This is a genomic window from Cupriavidus sp. FW216-B1 (genome assembly GCF_058789195.1).
This window is the reverse complement of the sequence record NZ_JBYTEL010000008.1, coordinates 88,736-104,231: the sequence shown is the minus strand read 5'-3', so window position 1 is coordinate 104,231 and position 15,496 is coordinate 88,736. Positions and strand designations below refer to the sequence as shown.

The following is a 15,496-nucleotide window of genomic DNA, read 5'->3' as shown; positions in this document are numbered from 1 at the left end:
CGCCGCACCGTTGCAATATGCCCGCTGCGCGCTTATCTTTCCAATAGAAGATAGAGATTCGATTTATCCCATACGGAGATAAATCACTGGAAAGCAAGGAAACGCATGGAGCTTAGACAGTTGCGGCATTTCGTGGCGGTCGCCGAGGAAGGCAGCTTCACCGTCGCCGCGCAGCGCATGAACATCGTGCAGTCGGCGCTGTCGACCTCGGTCCGCTCGCTCGAGGACGAACTGGACGCGAAACTGTTCGCCCGCACCACACGCCACGTGCGCCTGACCGCCGCCGGGCGCGCCTTCCTCGGCAAGGCCAGGGAAGCGCTCGACGCGATCCGCCAGGGCCGCGAGATGGTCGCCGACATCGCGGCGCTGCGGCGCGGCAAGCTCAGCATCGGCACGGTCCAGAGCCTGCCGGCCTTCGTCGACCTGCCGGCGCTGCTGGCGCGCTTTCACGGCCAGTACCCGGACATCGAGGTCCACCTGTGCCAGGGCAGCGCCTCGCACCTGATGGACAAGGTGCGCGCCGGCAAGCTCGACTTCGCCATCCTGCCGATCGGCGAGCCGCCGGCCCAGCTCGCGACCACGCAGATCGCCTGCGAAAGCCTGGTGCTCGCGTGCGCGCGCGGCCACCGGCTGGCGGGCATGGCGGAAGTCTCGCTGGCCACGCTCGCCGGCGAGCCCTTCGTCGACTTCGAGCCGGCGCACGGCACGCGCCGGCTGGCCGACCGCGGCTTCGGCGAAGCCGGCGTGGAGCGGCGCATCGCCTTCGAGGTCAGCGATCTCGACACCCTGCTGGCGCTGGTGGCGCGCGGGCTCGGCGTGGCGCTGGTGCCGCAGGCGGTGGCCGAGGCGCGCGGCGCGACGCTGTCCTTCGTCCCCCTCGCGGCGCCCGAGATCTGCTGGGAACTGGTGGTGGCCTACGCCGAGCACGGCAAGACGGACAGCCACGGCCTCGATGCGGCGCCGGGCGCCTTCCTGGAACTGCTGGTCGGCCGCGGCGCGGCGGCGCCGGAGCGGGAGCCCGGCGCCGCCGAACGGGCCGAGGCCCTGCCGGCATCCTGATTTAAGATAAGCGGCTACCGCCCCCCGGCTGAGGCACACGCCGCCCCGACGACCACATGAACGCCCCGTTTCCGATTCGCAAGGAATGCCCGCCTGGCGCCTGCAACTGCAATCGCGAGGCGCTGCTGAGCGACCCGCGCGCCGACATCCGCATCCTGCAGCTCACGCAGGAAGAAGAAAAAAGGCTGGTGGCGCGCCTGGAAAGCCTCGCCAGCCTTGCCGACCTGCGCAAGATGGAAGAGCGCATGCGGGCGCTGCTGGGCATCGTCGTCACCATCACGCCCAGCATCCACGAAGTGCGCACCACGCGCGGGATCAGCATCCGGGTGGAAGACCAGCCCGGCTTGTGCCGCAAGACCCGGCAGGCCATCCCCGCGGCCATCCGCCGCTGCCTGGATGCCAGGCCCGAGATCGCGTATGCGATTCTCGACGCGCACGATCTGCTGGGCGGCACGCGGGAGTAGCCCGCGCACCCCATTTCACCGGCGCGGCCGCACCGTCAGGCCGCCGGCAGCGCCCGGAACCATGCCGCCAGCGAGGGCGCCCGCGGCGACCAGCCCAGGCGCCGCGCATTGGCGGCGCGCACGAAACTGTTCGAGCCGACGCCCAGGCGGCCGGCCTCGCCGTACTCGCGGATCACGTGCTCGATGGGCAGGCCGATGGTCTTGCCGCCGAAGCCGAGATGGTCGCTGATCAGCACGGCGATCTCGTTGAAGGCGGCGTGGCCGTTCTCGGCAAAGAAGAAGGACCCGCCCGGCGCCTTTTCCATTGCCAGCAGGTAAAGATCCACGAGGTCGTCGATGTGGACGTTCGAATAGCGGTTGAGGCCCTGGCCGAAATAGACGCCCGCGCCGGCCTGCCGGGACAGCGCGACCAGCTTCGGAATCTGGTCGCTGTCGGCCTGGATGCCGCGCCCGGCGCCGTAGACCATGCCCGGGCAGATGACCACGGAGCGGATGCCCTTCTCGATCGCCGCCTGGCGCACGTAGCGGTTCATGTCGACGCGCGGGCACCGGTAGGGAACCGGCTCGAAGGCGTCGTCCTCGGTGAGCGGCGTCTGCGCGGCACAGGCGCCGTCGGCATGGTCCGCGACGATGGCCGAGCCGGTGGTGTGGATCAGCAGCTTGCCGCTGCGCTCCAGCGCCGCGGCCAGGGTCAGCAGCGCGCCGGCGTGGTCGGCGTTCGCCGCGTGGATCACGGCATCGGCGGCGCGGGCGGCCGCGGCGAGCACCTCGGCGTCGTCCAGCGTGCCAGCCACCGCGCGGATGCCGCGCGCTTCCAGCAGCGGAACCTGTTCCGCCGACCTCGCCAGGCCCGTCACGTCATGGCCCGCGGCCACGAGCTTTGCGGCGACCGAGCCGCCGATGTAGCCGGCCGCGCCGGTAATGAAGATCTTCATGCTGCTGCTCCGCTTGCAGAGGGTTGGGAGGAATTCGCGCCCGCCAGGCGCCGGCGATGCTCCAGCAGCGCCGCCATGTTCCGGCCTTCCCGCTCGGTGAACGCGGCCGCGGCGGCCTCGCCGGTCATCAGGAGGTCGGGATCGAGGCCATCGCCGAGCCGCTCGAGCTGCATGTTGTTCCACGGCAGGATATGGAACAGGTTCAGCGCGGCTTCCGGCGCCGCCAGCCGGTCGATCTCGCCGGCGAGCAGGCGCCGCGGCGACTCGGGATCGGCGATCAGCGGACGGCCGAGGCCGACCACGTCGAGGTCGCCCGCTGCCAGGGCCTCCCGCATCGCCGCGGCGCTGCGGAAGCCGCCAGTGACCATCACCGGCATCCTGGCGACCTTGCGCACCGCGCCCGCGAACGCCACGAAATACGCTTCGCGCGCGGCGCTGCCGGCGCGGGGGCCGTCCTCGCCCTCGTCCTTCACCGCGACGCCTACCACCTTGGGCTGCTCCAGCGACCCGCCCGACAGTTCCAGCAGGTCGAGGCCGGTATCGTCGAGCCGCTTCACCAGCTCGACGCATTCGGCGTGGGTAAAGCCGCCGCGCTGGAAGTCCGAGGCATTGAGCTTGATGCCGACCGGAAAGCGCGGCCCGACCGCGCCGCGCACGGCGGCGATCACCTCGACCAGGAAGCGCGCGCGGTTCTCGAGGCTGCCGCCCCAGCCATCGCCGCGGCGGTTGGACAGCGGGCTGAGGAACTGCGAAATCAGGTAGCCGTGCGCGGCATGGAGCGACAGGCCGGTGAAGCCGGCGTCCTTCACCGCCTTCGCGGCGAAGGCGAACTGGCCGATGGCGTGGGCGATCTCCGCCTCGGTCATCGGCCTGGGCCTGGCGAAGCTGAAGCCGGCGCTGCGGATCACGTCGATCTCCACGTCCGAGCACGACAGCGGCGCGGGATTGATGTGGCTGCTGACCTGGCGCCCGGTATGGCTGAGCTGCGCCCAGAAATGCGCGCCCCGCGCCGTGCCCGCCCGCGCGAGCGCGGCAAGCTGGCGGCGCCCGCCACCGTCGTCGATCACGATGTTGTTCGGGCGCTCCAGGTGCCAGCGGTCGACCTGGATGTTGCCAGTCAGCAGGAGAGCCGCGCCCGAGCCCGCCCAGCGGCGGTACAGCGCCTCCAGCCGCGGCGTGGCATGGTTGGCGGCATCGGCGAGCCCTTCGCTCATCGCCGCCTTGGCAAGACGGTTGGCGAGCGTGGCGCCGCAGGGCAGGTCAAGCGGCTGGTCGAGAGAAATCGTCATGGCGTGTACGGTGCGGTTCCGGGGAAAGTGGCGAGAAGTGGCGAGAGCGGTGGCGAAAACAGTGACAATAACGGCGAAAGCGGCGAAAGCGGCGTGAACGGCAGCAGCCCCCTCAATTCGACAGCAATCGCTGTCGTATATACGACAATGATCGCTGTCGTATAAACTGTCAAGAGGCAACAGGGAGGCACATGGCAAAAACCTGGTCAACGGACAATCCGAAAGCGGCGCTGATGGCACGCAAGCAGGCCCTCATCGTCGGGGCCGCGCTCAAGGCATTCCTGGAAGCGGGCTACGCGCAGGCGTCGGTCAACCGCATCGCCGCCGACGCCGGCGTGTCGATCAAGACCCTGTACCGGCACTTCGAAAGCAAGGACGACCTGTTCAGCGCCGTGATGCAGGCGGCGTGCGGCAAGATGCCGGGCACGGCCCACGCCGGACATGACGAGGCGCCGCCGGCCTGGTATGCCGCCGCGCCCGCCGAGGCGCTGCCGCTGGCCGGCGAGGAATACCTGCGCCATGTCCTGTCGCCGGAGCAGCTGGCGCTCTACCGGGTCGTGGTGCGCGATGCGCACCGCTTTCCCGAGCTGGGACAGCGCTATCTCGAGCAGACGGCGGGCGTGCGGGACGCCAGGTTCGCCGGCTACCTGGACTTGTGGAGCGCGCGCGAAGGCTGGCGCGTCGGCGACCAGCGCGCCGCCGCCCAGGCCTTCGCCGGACTGTTGAAGGCGGGGCTGTTCGACGACGTGCTGCTGGGGATTCGCCAGCCGTCCGAGGACGACATCGCGGCGCGGGTGAAAGGCGCGGCCCGGGACATGCTCGCGCTGCTGCGGGCCGGGTATTTCTGACGGCGCTCCGGAGGACGGAGGCTATCCAGGGGGAAGTTCGTCAGGCGTGCGCAGCCATGCAGCCACGCGCGCCAGGCAACGCGCGGCCAGGATCAGACCACGGGTCCGGCCGGGAAATCGAACCGATCTGACTTTCCGCCGGCGAAGCCTTGCCGCGTTCCCGGATCGTTGATGACCGAGTACGGGAAGACCGCCGGGATCGCGCTCACCGCGTCGAGCCGCGCGATCTGCGCGGGCGACAACGCCACCTTTGCCGCGGCGAGATTGTTCTCCAGATGTGCCAGCGTGCGCGGCCCGATGATCGGCAGCGAGCCCTTGGCCGCGACCCAGGCGATGGCAATCTCGCCGGGCGTGACGCCGGCCTCCTGGGCGACCGCGATCAGCGTGTCGAGAATCGCGGTGCGCTGCGGCGAATTCTCCGGCTGGAATACCTTGCCGCCGAAGCCTTCGGCGCGGCCCTTCTCGCCCTGCCGGTACTTGCCGGTCAGCATGCCGCCGCCGAGCGGCGACCAAGCCACCACGCCAAGGCCGAGCGCTTCGCCGGCCGGCAGGAGCTCCTGCTCGGTGGTGCGCTCGACCAGGCTGTGCTCGACCTGGAGACCGGCGATGGGCACCGCGCCGCGCAGCTCGGCGATGGTCGCGGCCCGCGCCACCCGCCACGCCGGAAAGTCCGAAAGACCCGCGTAGAGGATCTTGCCGGCCCGCGCGAGATCGTCGAAGCCCCGCACGATTTCCTCGATCGGGGTCACGCCATCGGCCATGTGGGCCCAGTAAAGGTCGATCCGGTCGGTCTTGAGCCGCTTCAGGCTCATCTCGACCGACGCGATCATCGCCTTGCGGCTGTTGCCGGTGGTAAAGAGGCCGGCCTTGGGATCGGTCCCCAGCGTGAACTTCGTCGCCAGCACGAAATCGTCGCGCCGTCCGGCCAGCAGCTCGCCCAGGATTTCCTCGGACTGGCCGAACTGGTAGCTGTTGGCCGTGTCGATGAAATTGCCGCCCGCGTCCGCGTAGGCATCGAAGATGCGGCGGGCCTCGCCGGGTTCGGTGCCATGACCCCATCTGGTCCCGAAATTCCCGGTTCCCAGCACCAGCTCGGAGACCCGCAGGCCGCTGTGTTTGCCGAAGAGTTTGTAGCGCATGGATCCATCTCCATTGATGTGAAACGTCGAGTCCGACGTGAAGGCGGACAAGAACAAGGCGAACAAGGACGCAGCGGCGTTACCGCGTAACGCACTGCCTGGAACAACGATGGTGATGACAGCGGCCGGACGCTTATGAGTCCGGCGGCTCGCCGGCGTGGCCGGCGTGGCTGGCCGCGCCCTCGCGGCCGAGCACGCTGCCGACCGCGGAGTCGAGTATTTGCCGGGAAAGGGCCTCGTCCTCGACGATGCGGGACAAGAGCAGCGCGCCCACCATCGTCGAGAGCACGACGACGGGATCGCCCTGCCCTTGGTCCGCGCGAGCAGGCGCGGCGCGCATGGCGTGGCCGAGGATCTCGAGATGCGACCTGAGGCCCGCCTCGAAACTGCGGACCAGTTCCGGGCTGTGCCGGGCGGCATCGGGGCCGAGCGCCGCGAACGCGCAGCCCTCGCCGATATGGTCGCGGTGGCCGCACGACAGGTACTTGCCGACCAGCCTGGCCAGCGCTTCGTCGCCGCCGCTTTCCACCGTGTGCGCCCATTCCCGGGCACTGTCGGCCATCGCGCGGTCGCAGGCCTGCGCCGCGAGATCGTCCTTCGACCGGAACTGCTTGTAGAAGCCCCCCTGGGTCAGGCCCGCGGCCCCCATCAGGTCGTTCAGGCCCACGCCATCGAAACCATGTTCGCGGAACAGCCGCCCGGCCGCCTCGATGACGGTGCGCCGGTTCTCTTCCGCCTGGGCACGGCTGACTCTCATGGGGTTCTCCGGTTGAGCGATGCGGCCGATTATATGGCGATCACCATCTATCCGCAACAAGGCGGCGTCGCGGCCCCGCCACCGGATCGCCGCGCAGCGCGGCCTACCCATTCCAGTGCGCGCGCGGGCACGCCCCCGCATCGTCATGGTGCGAGGCGGGCCGGCATGCACGGGATTTCGCGCCTTGCCCCTCCTACACCAGGGGACTTCTCCGTGTTTTGCCTTTGCTCAACACTGGCACAGATCATGCTTGATCTTCTGGTGAACCTATCACCACTACATTTTGAGGTGCTCACAGTGACCACGAAGAGCGATTCAGACAGAGATGGACAGTTGGGACAACTGGTATCCGTTCACCCCTCGCTCGGCGAATCGACCTATCACAGCCTGCGGCAGGAAATCCTCTCGTGCAAGCTGGCGATGGGCAGCTCGCTGACCGAAGCCTCCCTGATGGAGAAGTACAAGGTCGGCCGGGCCACCTGCCGCCTCGCGCTGGCCCGGCTGGTCCAGGAGGGGTTCGTGCGCTCCGTGCCGCGCCACGGTTACATCGTCACGCCGATCACGCTCAAGGACGTCGAGGAACTGTTCGCCATGCGCCTCCTGCTGGAGTCGGCCGCCGCCAAGCTGGCCGCGGGCAAGGCGGACATCCGGCTGCTCCGGCAGATCGAGGGCTCGGCGCGCAACAACACGGCTTCGCGCGATGCCGGAAACCGCATGGGCTTCTTCCTCGACGCCAACCGCGAGTTCCACCTGGCAATCGCCACGGCATCCGGCAACGGCCGGCTGGCGCAGAACATCTCGGTCCTGCTCGACGAGATGAAGCGCCTGGTGGCGCTCGGCTTCGGCCGGCAGGGCGGCAGCGCCGAGATCGACCACGACCACATGGAGCTGATCGCCGCGCTCGAACGCGGCGATGGCACCGCCGCCGAGCGGATCGTCAAGCGGCATATCCAGACCTTCCGCGACATGACGCTGGACAAGGTCATGAAGAGCATCCGCGCGCAGAGCGAGTCCATGTCGCTGGCCAACGTGCATCTCGGGGGCGGGCAATGAACGCGGTGATCGCGATGGCCGCGGCGAAGGCGCAGGCCTGCGAGCCGTCGAAGCAGGCGGATGTCGCGGTGCGCGTCGAGAACGTGAGCAAGTGGTTCGACACCCACGAGCCCAACGGGCTGACCGTGCTCAAGGACATCAGCTTCGAGGTGCCGCGCGGCTCCGTGGTGGCCCTGGTGGGCACCTCCGGCTGCGGCAAGAGCACCTTGCTGAACATCGTCTCGGGCCTGATCAAGGCCGACCGCGGCAGCATCACCTACGACGGCAAGGTGGGCAAGGACTTCGACGACTGGAGCAAGGTCACCTACATGTTCCAGGAAGACCGCCTGCTGCCGTGGCGCACGACGATCGACAACGTCGCCTTCGGCCTCGAAGCCGGATCCATGCCCAAGCGCGAGCGCCGCGAGCGCGCGGGCGCGCTGCTCGAGCTGGTCGGGCTCCAGGCATTCGCCGACGCCTATCCGCACCAACTCTCCGGCGGCATGCGCAGCCGCGTGGCGCTGGCGCGCAGCCTGATCGGCGAGCCGAAGATCCTGCTGATGGACGAGCCGTTCTCGAAGCTCGACCCCTCCATCCGCACACAGATGCACGAGGAAATCCTGCGCATCCACCGGCTCAAGCACCTGACGGTCGTGTTCGTCACGCACGACGTGGAGGAAGCCGTGGTACTGGCCGACAGGGTGGTCGTGCTGTCCCCGCGCCCGGGGCGCGTCAAGGAGATCGTCGACATCGACATCCCGCGCCCCCGCAACTATCTCGGCCAACCGTTCGTGGACAAGGTTCGTGAACTGCGCCAACTGCTCTGAGGCCCCCGCCATGTCCACCACCGCGTCCAACTCCCCTCCCTCCGATATCGCCGAAGCCCCCGCGAAGGCGCGGCCGTCCGCCGGCCTCGCCACCCAGCGCCTCGCGCTCGCGCTGCTGCTGCTCGCCGGCTGGTGGGTCGCCTCGCTCAAGGCGCCCGCCTACGTCTTCCCGAGCCCCCAGCGCACGCTGGACGCCATGCGGACCATGATCGACAACGGCAGCTTCTTCACCGACATCCGCATGACCTTCGGCCGCGTCGTCTCCGGCTTCCTGATGGCCGTGGTCGTCGGCGTGCCGCTGGGCATCGTGCTGGGCGCCAACAAGCGGCTCGCCGATTTCTTCGAGCCCATCCTGGCGGTGGTCAACACCGTGTCGTCGGCCATCTGGGCGATCTTCGCGCTGATCTGGTTCGGCATCTCCAACATGACGACCATCTTCGTCGTGTTCATGACCGCCATGCCGCTGATCCTGACCAACGTCTGGCAGGGCACGCGCACCGTGAACGCGGACTTCGTGGAGCTGGCCCGCGCCTTCCGCATGTCGGGCCGCCAGGTGCTCTGGAAGGTCTACCTGCCCACCGTGCTGCCCCACTTCTTCGCCGGCGCGCGGCTGGCCTTCGGCTTCGGCTGGCGGGTCAGCCTGGTGGCCGAGACGATCGGCTCCACCAGCGGGATCGGCTATCGCCTGCGGCAGGCCGCCGACCTCGTGCTGACCGATCAGGTCTTCGCCTGGACCTTCACCCTGGTGGCGATGATGCTGGTCATCGAACTGGGCCTGCTCAAGCCGCTGGAGCGCCATCTCTTCCGCTGGAAAAAAGACGTCTGAACAGACGCATCGCCGTACCGTCCCCCTCCCCCCACCGCCCCCAATGGAGTTCCGCATGAAATTCTCCCAACTCATCCGCATGAGTGCCTGCGCGCTCGGTCTGGCCATGTCGGCGGCCGGCGCGTCGGCCGCCACGCCGATCCGCGTCGGCTACTGGACCAGCGGCGTCAGCCTCGGCTTCGGCGCCGTGATGGAAGCGCAGAAACAGTTGCAGGCACGCGGCTTCGAACCGGAGTTCGTCTACTTCCCCGACGTCAACGGCCCCACCAAGGCGATCGCGGCCAACACCATCGACCTGGCCTTCGGCGCCAGCCTGGCCGGCGCCTTCAGCCTGGGCGACCAGGGCGTGCCGGTGAAGATCATCCTGGCCACGCAGATCGTCGAGGCCGAGTTCGTCGTGCCGGCCGACTCGCCCATCAAGACGATGGCCGATCTCAAGGGCAAGAAGATCGGCATGGCGCCGACCGGCAGCGCCACGACCTCGGTCGGCACGGCCACGCTGCAGGCCAATCACGGCCTGTCCCCCAAGGACTACAGCTTCGTGCCCGGCAACGAATCGCGCCTCGTGCAATTCGTGCTGCAAAAGGACGTCGACGCCGCGGCGCTGCGCTCCACCACCATCGCCCAGCTGGGGCATGACGCGGGCAAGCTGCGCACGCTCGCCACGTTCCGCGACGAGTGGCAGACCATGACGAAGTCCAAGTCGCTGCCGTACATCGGGGTGGCCATCATGCGCGACGACTGGATGAAGAAGTACCCGGACGGCGCGGCCCGGGCCGTGGCCGCCATGCGCGACACGCTGAACTTCGGCGCCAGGAACGGCGCGGCCGTCGTCGAGATCCTCAAGAAGGCCGGCAACCTGCCGGAATCGGGCGCCAGGATGTATGCCGACCGGTGGCTGGGCATGAACGCGGTGTCCCTGGAGCCGGCCGACATCGACACCCTCAAGCGGACCTTCGACATCTTCAAGGCCGAAGGCATCCTCAAGGGCAACATGCCCGCCGACATCTTCCTGGCCCGACCCTACAACGATGCAAAGGCACTGAAATGAGCACTGTTCAAGAGCAAACCATCCGATGGCCCGAAGCGGGCGCGACACGCGTGCCGTACCGCATCTATTCGGACCAGGACACCTACATGAAGGAGCAGCAGGCCATCTTCCGCGGGCCGGTGTGGAACTTCCTCTGCCTCGAGGCCGACATCCCCAACGTGGGCGACTACGTCACCACCAAGGTGGGCCATTCGTCCGTGGTGGTCATCCGCAGCCCGGACGGCGCGATCAAGTCCCTGGTCAACAAGTGCATCCACAAGGGCTCCGTGCTGTGCCACGAAGCGCGCGGCAACCGCAAGCGCCCGAACCTGGTGTGCCCGTACCACAACTGGGTCTATGACCTCAACGGCCGGCTGACCGGCGTCGCCTTCGAGCACGGCATCGCCGGCGGCGGCGGCATGCCGGAGGACTTCGACAAGAAGAACCACGGCCTCAAGGCGCTGCGCGTGGAAACCATCCGCGGGCTGGTGTTCGGCACCTTCAGCGACACCGTCGCGGACCTGCGCACCTATCTCGGGCCGGAGATGGTGGCCCACATCGAGCGCACGCTGTACGGGAAGGTCAAGATCCTCGGGCGCAGCAGCCAGATCATGCACAACAACTGGAAGCTGTACATCGAGAACAGCCGCGACAACTACCACCCCAGCCTGCTGCATGCGTTCTTCGCGACCTTCAAGATCAACCGGCTGTCCGCCGAAGGCGGCACCATCCAGGACGATCACAGCCGCCACCACATCAGCTTCACCAAGCGCTTCACCGACGTGGGCCACCAGGCCTACGACTCGGGCATCCTGCGCGCGATGAAGGACGACGTCGGGCTGCGGGACCCGTCGCTGATCGACCAGTGGATGGAATATCCGGACAACATCACCAACGCAATCCAGAGCCTCTTCCCCGGCTTCGTGCTGCACCAGATCATGAACGCGCTGGGCGTGCGCCAGTGCATCCCGCTCGGCCCGGACAAGTGCGAGCTGGTCTGGACCCAGATCGGCTTCGAGGAAGACACGCCCGAGCAGACGCAGGTGCGCCGCAAGCAGAACAACCTCGTCGGGCCGGCCGGGCTGGTGTCGATGGAGGACGGCATGATCGGCTACCTCGTCGAGAAGGGGATCAAGGGCTCCGAGGACGAATCGGCGGTGATCGAGATGGGGGGCAAGGGCACGGGTTCCATGCCCACGCGCGCGACCGAGACCTCGGTGCGCGGTTTCTGGGAGTTCTATCGGGAGTTGATGAATGTCTAGCATCACCAGGGATCCGGCGCTGGAATTGCCGACGGCCACGAAAACGAGCATCGACCGGCTGATGGCGCGCTACGCATCGGCCATCGACAACGGCGAGTACGAAGTCTGGCCAACGCTGTTTACCGAGGATGGCGTCTACCGCATCACGACGCGGACCGACTACGAGGCGGGGCGCGACTTCGGCGTCTGGTACTGCAACAACCGCGGCATGCTCGAAGACCGCGTCCAGGCGATCCGCGGCGTGAACATCTACGAGCCGCACGTCTACCGGCACATGACCGGCGCCACCGAGGTGCTGAGCCTGGGCGGCGAGGAAGCCCGCTGCGAAACCAGCTACCTCGTCGTGCGGACCGATGTGGATGGCGACATGACCGTGTTCAGCGCCGGCCGCTATGTCGACCATCTGGTTTTCGAGGGCGGCCAGGCGCTGCTGCGCTCGCGCGTCGTGGTGGCCGATTCGGCGCGCTTCGACACGCTGGTCGCCCTTCCGATCTGAGGGGCGCACGTGACGTTTCGATTGCACCTCGACAGCAAGCGCGCCAAGCCGCCGGCTTTCCACCTGGACGCGGCCGCGTGGGCCAGGGCTGCCGCGCGGCATCCCGAACTGGCCGCGCTGGTCGACGTCTCGTTCAGCTGGGACGGCGAGCGGCTCCACGAGCATTTGTCCTCGGCGGATGCGCTGATCGCCTCGGGCTTCGACCGGAAGGCCGTCAATGCGGCGCCGCGGCTGCGCTGGATCCATACGACGGGCGCCGGCGTGGACCACCTGATGCCGATCTCCGATTTCCGGCCGGACCTCGCGCTGACCAACAGCAGCGGCATCCACAGCGACAAGGCCGGCGAGTCCGCCCTGATGGCCCTGCTGATGCTCAACGCGCGCATGCCCGAAGTCATGGCGAACCAGCGCGCGCGCGCCTGGCACAGCCTCATGACCGGGCCGATCCGCGGCAAGCGGCTCGTGCTGATCGGCTTCGGCGACATCGGCCAGGCCGTGGGCCTGGCGGCGCAGAACCTGGGGCTGGCGGTGACGGCGGTCACGCGCAGCGGAACGCCCAAGGCGGAAGCGCCCGGCATTCCCGTCGCGCCCACCGCGAGGCTGGACGCGCTGCTGCCCACGGCGGACTTCGTCGTGGTGACGGCGCCGCTGACCGAAGAGACGCGCAACCTGATGAGCGCGGCGCGGCTGGCGCTGCTGCCGCCCCATGCCGGCATCGTGAACATGGCCCGGGCCGCGCTGGTGGACTACCCGGCGCTGGCACAGCGCCTGCGCGACGGCCTGCTGGGCGGCGCGGTGCTGGACGTCTTCGACAACGAGCCGCTGCCGCCCGAATCCGCGTACTGGGACGTGCCCCGGCTCGTGGTGACGCCGCACATCACCTGCGATGCCCCTGACTACGGCCAGCGCGTCCTCGACCTGTGGTTCGACAACTTCCGCCGCCTGCGGGCAGGCGAAGCGCTGCGCAACCAGGTCGACCGCGCGCAAGGCTACTGAACAGGCAGGCATCCCGCCCGCCCACCGAATATTTCACCGAACGCTCCACCGAATACTCCAGGTAGACACAGACATGAACGCACCCGTTTTTCACATGCTCGCCGGCGCCCCCGATCCCGTGGCGCCGTTCAGCCACGCCGTCGAGTCGGACGGCTGGGTCCTCGTCACCGGCCAGATGCCGTTTCTCGGCACGGGGCTGGAATCCGGCTATCCCGACGGCATCGAGGCGCAGACGCACCGGGTCATGAAGAATCTCGCGACCGTGCTGGAAGGTTGCGGACTCGGCCTCGAACACGTGCTGCAGGTCCGGGTGTACCTCACGGAATTCCAGCGCGACTACGACCGCATGAACGCGGTCTATGCCTCCTACTTCCCCGCCGGCAGGCGCCCCGCCCGCACCTGCGTGGGCGTGACGGGACTGGCCAAGGACGCGCTCATCGAGATCGACATGGTCGCGCGCCGCCCCGGCGCGGGAGGCCAGGCATGACGGCCACGCCGCGGCTCGGCTTCATCGGCCTGGGCGTGATGGGCGCGCCGATGGCCGGCCACCTCCTGCGCGCCGGATACCCGCTGTGCGCATATGGCAGGAAGGGCCTGCCGGCGGCCCTGCTGGCGGACGGCCTTGCCCCCTGCGACTCCAGCGAGACGGTCGCGCGGCAGTCCGACATCGTGCTGCTGATGCTGCCCGACACGCCCGACGTGGAGGCCGTGCTGTGGGGCGAGCGCGGCGTGGCGGCGGGACTGGCGCCCGGCAAGCTCGTGATCGACATGAGCACCATCTCGCCGGTGGCGACGCGGCGCTTCGCCGAAGCGGTGCAGGCGCTCGGCTGCGACTATCTCGATGCGCCGGTCTCGGGCGGCGAGGTCGGCGCAAAGGCGGCCAGCCTGACCTTCATGGCGGGCGGATCGCCCGCGGCGTTCGCGCGCGCCAGGCCGTTGTTCGAGCGCATGGGCAAGAACATCAACCTCGTGGGCGGCCCCGGCGCCGGGCAGGTCTGCAAGGCCGCGAACCAGATGATCGTGGCGCTGAACATCGCCGCCGTCGCCGAAGCGCTGGTCTTCGCGGCCGGCGCCGGCGCCGACCCGGCGACGGTGCGCCAGGCGCTGCTGGGCGGCTTTGCCGCCTCGCGCGTGCTGGAGGTGCACGGCGAGCGCATGGTCAGCCGCGCCTTCGATCCGGGCTTTCGCATCGACCTGCACCGCAAGGACCTCTCCATCGCCCTGGACGCCGCCCGCGGCCTCGGCGTGGCATTGCCCCAGACCGCCGGCGTGATGCAGCTCATGTCCACGGCCAAGGCGCTCGGCCTGGGCGACCAGGACCACGCCGCGCTGGTGCAGGCCGTGGAGCTTCTCTCGCAGCGGTCCCTCCCGCGGGCGGCCTAGCAATCGAAGACGGAGAAGACCTGTCCATGCATGCCACCCATCAGATCAAGGTCGCGCGGATTCGCACCGAAGCGACCGGCATCGTCAGCCTCGAACTCGTGCCGGTGGACGCCGCGCGGCCGCTGCCCCCGGCGGACAGCGGCTCGCACGTCGACCTGCTGCTCGCCGACGGCCTGCACCGCAGCTACTCCCTGTATCGCCCGTCCGACGGCTCCGCCTACGGCATCGCGGTACAGCGGGAAGCCGCCGGCCGCGGCGGCTCGCGCCACGTGCACGACCGCATCCGGGAAGGCGACGAACTGACCATCAGCGCGCCGCGCAACCACTTCGCCCTGCGCGCCGGCAACGGCAACAGCGTGCTGGTGGCCGGCGGCATCGGCATCACCCCCATCTACGCCATGCTCCAGACCCTGGCCGCGCGCGGCGAGCAGGTCCGGCTCATCTACTGCGCCAGATCCCGCGAGCATGCCGCGTTCCTCCGGGAAATCGAGGCGCTCGCCAAGGCGAAGGCCGCGCGGGTGGAAACCTGCTTCGACGACGCCGCCGGCCCGCCGGACCTGCGCAAGCTGCTCGCCGGCGGCGACCCGGACGCCAACTACTATTGCTGCGGCCCCGCCGGCATGCTGGACGCCTTCGAGAAAGCATGCTCGGCGCTCGGCTACAAGAACAGCTTCATCGAACGGTTCGGCGCGGAAACGCCGAGCCCCGCGGCCCAGGACGCGGACTATGAAGTCGAACTGGCCCGCTCGGGGCACCACCTGACCGTGCACGCCGGCCAGTCGCTGCTCGACGTGCTGCTGAAGGCCGGCATCGACGTCGCCTACAGCTGCCAGGAAGGCGCGTGCGGCTCGTGCGAGACCGCCGTGCTGGCCGGCGACATCGACCACCGGGATTGCCTGCTGTCCGCCGAGGAGCGCGCCGCGGGCAACACCATGCTGGTGTGCGTGTCCGGCTGCCGGTCGGCCAGGCTGGTGCTGGATCTTTGAGTCTGGATTTCCGGGCGGGGCTGGCGGGGTTGCGGTTGATGCAGGTACCGGAGCCAGGCTGTGGCGCCTGTGTCTTCCGCGAGCGGTTGGACCCGCGGTTCGCCGGCAGCGTGGGGGCATGGGAACCGATGGCGCGCGTTGTCCGGCATGGCGTGGCACAGCGGCAA

General features: G+C 68.9%; 17 protein-coding genes. 13 read left to right on the top strand and 4 right to left on the bottom strand.

What is annotated here, in order from left to right; genetic code table 11:
* The first annotated feature begins 105 nt into the window (after positions 1-105).
* Both AC3WXD_RS18510 and AC3WXD_RS18505 read left to right on the top strand, forming a co-directional pair.
* On the top strand, positions 106-1,059 hold the full coding sequence (locus AC3WXD_RS18510) for a LysR family transcriptional regulator (protein WP_492324386.1): 954 nt from the start codon (positions 106-108) through the stop codon (positions 1,057-1,059).
* Positions 1,060-1,115: 56 nt separating this feature from the next.
* The gene (locus AC3WXD_RS18505) at positions 1,116-1,523 is read left to right on the top strand and encodes a hypothetical protein (protein WP_020201648.1); all 408 of its coding nucleotides are present in this window, start codon (positions 1,116-1,118) and stop codon (positions 1,521-1,523) included.
* Between the two features lie 35 nt (positions 1,524-1,558).
* On the opposite strand, the gene AC3WXD_RS18500 is transcribed toward AC3WXD_RS18505, so the two are convergent.
* Together AC3WXD_RS18500 and AC3WXD_RS18495 are read right to left on the bottom strand one after the other, a co-directional pair.
* Complete coding sequence (locus AC3WXD_RS18500) at positions 1,559-2,458, bottom strand: NAD-dependent epimerase/dehydratase family protein (protein ID WP_492324385.1); 900 nt, start codon at positions 2,456-2,458, stop codon at positions 1,559-1,561.
* Positions 2,455-3,747: an NADH:flavin oxidoreductase/NADH oxidase family protein gene (locus AC3WXD_RS18495; RefSeq protein WP_492324384.1), complete on the bottom strand. Its 1,293-nt coding sequence runs from the start codon at positions 3,745-3,747 to the stop codon at positions 2,455-2,457. The genes AC3WXD_RS18500 and AC3WXD_RS18495 overlap by 4 nt, the downstream gene beginning before the upstream one ends.
* Before the next feature lie 233 nt (positions 3,748-3,980).
* Here AC3WXD_RS18495 and AC3WXD_RS18490 point away from each other — a divergent pair, with 233 nt between their 5' ends.
* Positions 3,981-4,595 carry a TetR/AcrR family transcriptional regulator gene (locus AC3WXD_RS18490; RefSeq protein WP_059412783.1) on the top strand — a complete coding sequence of 205 codons (615 nt, stop codon included), beginning with the start codon at positions 3,981-3,983 and terminating at the stop codon, positions 4,593-4,595.
* Between the two features lie 92 nt (positions 4,596-4,687).
* On the opposite strand, the gene AC3WXD_RS18485 is transcribed toward AC3WXD_RS18490, so the two are convergent.
* Together AC3WXD_RS18485 and AC3WXD_RS18480 are read right to left on the bottom strand one after the other, a co-directional pair.
* Positions 4,688-5,734: an aldo/keto reductase gene (locus AC3WXD_RS18485; RefSeq protein ID WP_020201652.1), complete on the bottom strand. Its 1,047-nt coding sequence runs from the start codon at positions 5,732-5,734 to the stop codon at positions 4,688-4,690.
* A 133-nt stretch (positions 5,735-5,867) separates the two neighbouring features.
* On the bottom strand, positions 5,868-6,491 hold the full coding sequence (locus tag AC3WXD_RS18480; RefSeq protein ID WP_492324383.1) for a TetR/AcrR family transcriptional regulator: 624 nt from the start codon (positions 6,489-6,491) through the stop codon (positions 5,868-5,870).
* A gap of 333 nt (positions 6,492-6,824) precedes the next feature.
* Between AC3WXD_RS18480 and AC3WXD_RS18475 the strand changes: the two genes are divergently transcribed.
* The 10 genes from AC3WXD_RS18475 (at position 6,825) to AC3WXD_RS18430 (ending at position 15,329) form a co-directional block, all read left to right on the top strand.
* Complete coding sequence (locus AC3WXD_RS18475) at positions 6,825-7,544, top strand: GntR family transcriptional regulator (RefSeq protein WP_231401571.1); 720 nt, start codon at positions 6,825-6,827, stop codon at positions 7,542-7,544.
* The gene (locus AC3WXD_RS18470) at positions 7,541-8,350 is read left to right on the top strand and encodes an ABC transporter ATP-binding protein (protein ID WP_020423699.1); all 810 of its coding nucleotides are present in this window, start codon (positions 7,541-7,543) and stop codon (positions 8,348-8,350) included. Before AC3WXD_RS18475 ends, AC3WXD_RS18470 begins: the two co-directional genes overlap by 4 nt.
* A 10-nt stretch (positions 8,351-8,360) precedes the next feature.
* Positions 8,361-9,176, top strand: coding sequence for an ABC transporter permease (locus tag AC3WXD_RS18465; RefSeq protein ID WP_020201656.1), 816 nt, complete (start codon positions 8,361-8,363; stop codon positions 9,174-9,176).
* Positions 9,177-9,231: 55 nt separating this feature from the next.
* A complete protein-coding gene (locus AC3WXD_RS18460; RefSeq protein ID WP_020201657.1) occupies positions 9,232-10,227 on the top strand; it encodes an ABC transporter substrate-binding protein in 996 nt (331 codons plus the stop codon).
* Positions 10,224-11,468 carry an aromatic ring-hydroxylating dioxygenase subunit alpha gene (locus AC3WXD_RS18455; RefSeq protein ID WP_059412786.1) on the top strand — a complete coding sequence of 415 codons (1,245 nt, stop codon included), beginning with the start codon at positions 10,224-10,226 and terminating at the stop codon, positions 11,466-11,468. Before AC3WXD_RS18460 ends, AC3WXD_RS18455 begins: the two co-directional genes overlap by 4 nt.
* Positions 11,461-11,964 carry an aromatic-ring-hydroxylating dioxygenase subunit beta gene (locus AC3WXD_RS18450; protein ID WP_492324382.1) on the top strand — a complete coding sequence of 168 codons (504 nt, stop codon included), beginning with the start codon at positions 11,461-11,463 and terminating at the stop codon, positions 11,962-11,964. Before AC3WXD_RS18455 ends, AC3WXD_RS18450 begins: the two co-directional genes overlap by 8 nt.
* A gap of 9 nt (positions 11,965-11,973) precedes the next feature.
* Positions 11,974-12,960: a D-2-hydroxyacid dehydrogenase gene (locus tag AC3WXD_RS18445; RefSeq protein WP_492324381.1), complete on the top strand. Its 987-nt coding sequence runs from the start codon at positions 11,974-11,976 to the stop codon at positions 12,958-12,960.
* 73 nt (positions 12,961-13,033) lie between these two features.
* Positions 13,034-13,447 (top strand): RidA family protein, encoded by a 414-nt coding sequence (locus AC3WXD_RS18440; protein ID WP_492324380.1) that lies wholly within the window; start codon positions 13,034-13,036, stop codon positions 13,445-13,447.
* Positions 13,444-14,343: a 2-hydroxy-3-oxopropionate reductase gene (locus AC3WXD_RS18435; RefSeq protein ID WP_492324379.1), complete on the top strand. Its 900-nt coding sequence runs from the start codon at positions 13,444-13,446 to the stop codon at positions 14,341-14,343. Before AC3WXD_RS18440 ends, AC3WXD_RS18435 begins: the two co-directional genes overlap by 4 nt.
* A 26-nt stretch (positions 14,344-14,369) precedes the next feature.
* Positions 14,370-15,329, top strand: a complete 960-nt coding sequence (locus tag AC3WXD_RS18430; protein ID WP_492324378.1) for a PDR/VanB family oxidoreductase — start codon at positions 14,370-14,372, stop codon at positions 15,327-15,329.
* Positions 15,330-15,496 lie beyond the last annotated feature (167 nt).

Coding starts and splice junctions, on each gene's coding strand:
- AC3WXD_RS18495 (WP_492324384.1), bottom strand. CDS start 3,747: ATGACGATTTCTCTCGACCAGCCGCTTGACCTGCCCTGCGGCGCCACG.
- AC3WXD_RS18430 (WP_492324378.1), top strand. CDS start 14,370: ATGCATGCCACCCATCAGATCAAGGTCGCGCGGATTCGCACCGAAGCG.
- AC3WXD_RS18435 (WP_492324379.1), top strand. CDS start 13,444: ATGACGGCCACGCCGCGGCTCGGCTTCATCGGCCTGGGCGTGATGGGC.
- AC3WXD_RS18480 (WP_492324383.1), bottom strand. CDS start 6,491: ATGAGAGTCAGCCGTGCCCAGGCGGAAGAGAACCGGCGCACCGTCATC.
- AC3WXD_RS18485 (WP_020201652.1), bottom strand. CDS start 5,734: ATGCGCTACAAACTCTTCGGCAAACACAGCGGCCTGCGGGTCTCCGAG.
- AC3WXD_RS18460 (WP_020201657.1), top strand. CDS start 9,232: ATGAAATTCTCCCAACTCATCCGCATGAGTGCCTGCGCGCTCGGTCTG.
- AC3WXD_RS18440 (WP_492324380.1), top strand. CDS start 13,034: ATGAACGCACCCGTTTTTCACATGCTCGCCGGCGCCCCCGATCCCGTG.
- AC3WXD_RS18510 (WP_492324386.1), top strand. CDS start 106: ATGGAGCTTAGACAGTTGCGGCATTTCGTGGCGGTCGCCGAGGAAGGC.
- AC3WXD_RS18450 (WP_492324382.1), top strand. CDS start 11,461: ATGTCTAGCATCACCAGGGATCCGGCGCTGGAATTGCCGACGGCCACG.
- AC3WXD_RS18505 (WP_020201648.1), top strand. CDS start 1,116: ATGAACGCCCCGTTTCCGATTCGCAAGGAATGCCCGCCTGGCGCCTGC.
- AC3WXD_RS18470 (WP_020423699.1), top strand. CDS start 7,541: ATGAACGCGGTGATCGCGATGGCCGCGGCGAAGGCGCAGGCCTGCGAG.
- AC3WXD_RS18490 (WP_059412783.1), top strand. CDS start 3,981: ATGGCACGCAAGCAGGCCCTCATCGTCGGGGCCGCGCTCAAGGCATTC.
- AC3WXD_RS18465 (WP_020201656.1), top strand. CDS start 8,361: ATGTCCACCACCGCGTCCAACTCCCCTCCCTCCGATATCGCCGAAGCC.
- AC3WXD_RS18500 (WP_492324385.1), bottom strand. CDS start 2,458: ATGAAGATCTTCATTACCGGCGCGGCCGGCTACATCGGCGGCTCGGTC.
- AC3WXD_RS18455 (WP_059412786.1), top strand. CDS start 10,224: ATGAGCACTGTTCAAGAGCAAACCATCCGATGGCCCGAAGCGGGCGCG.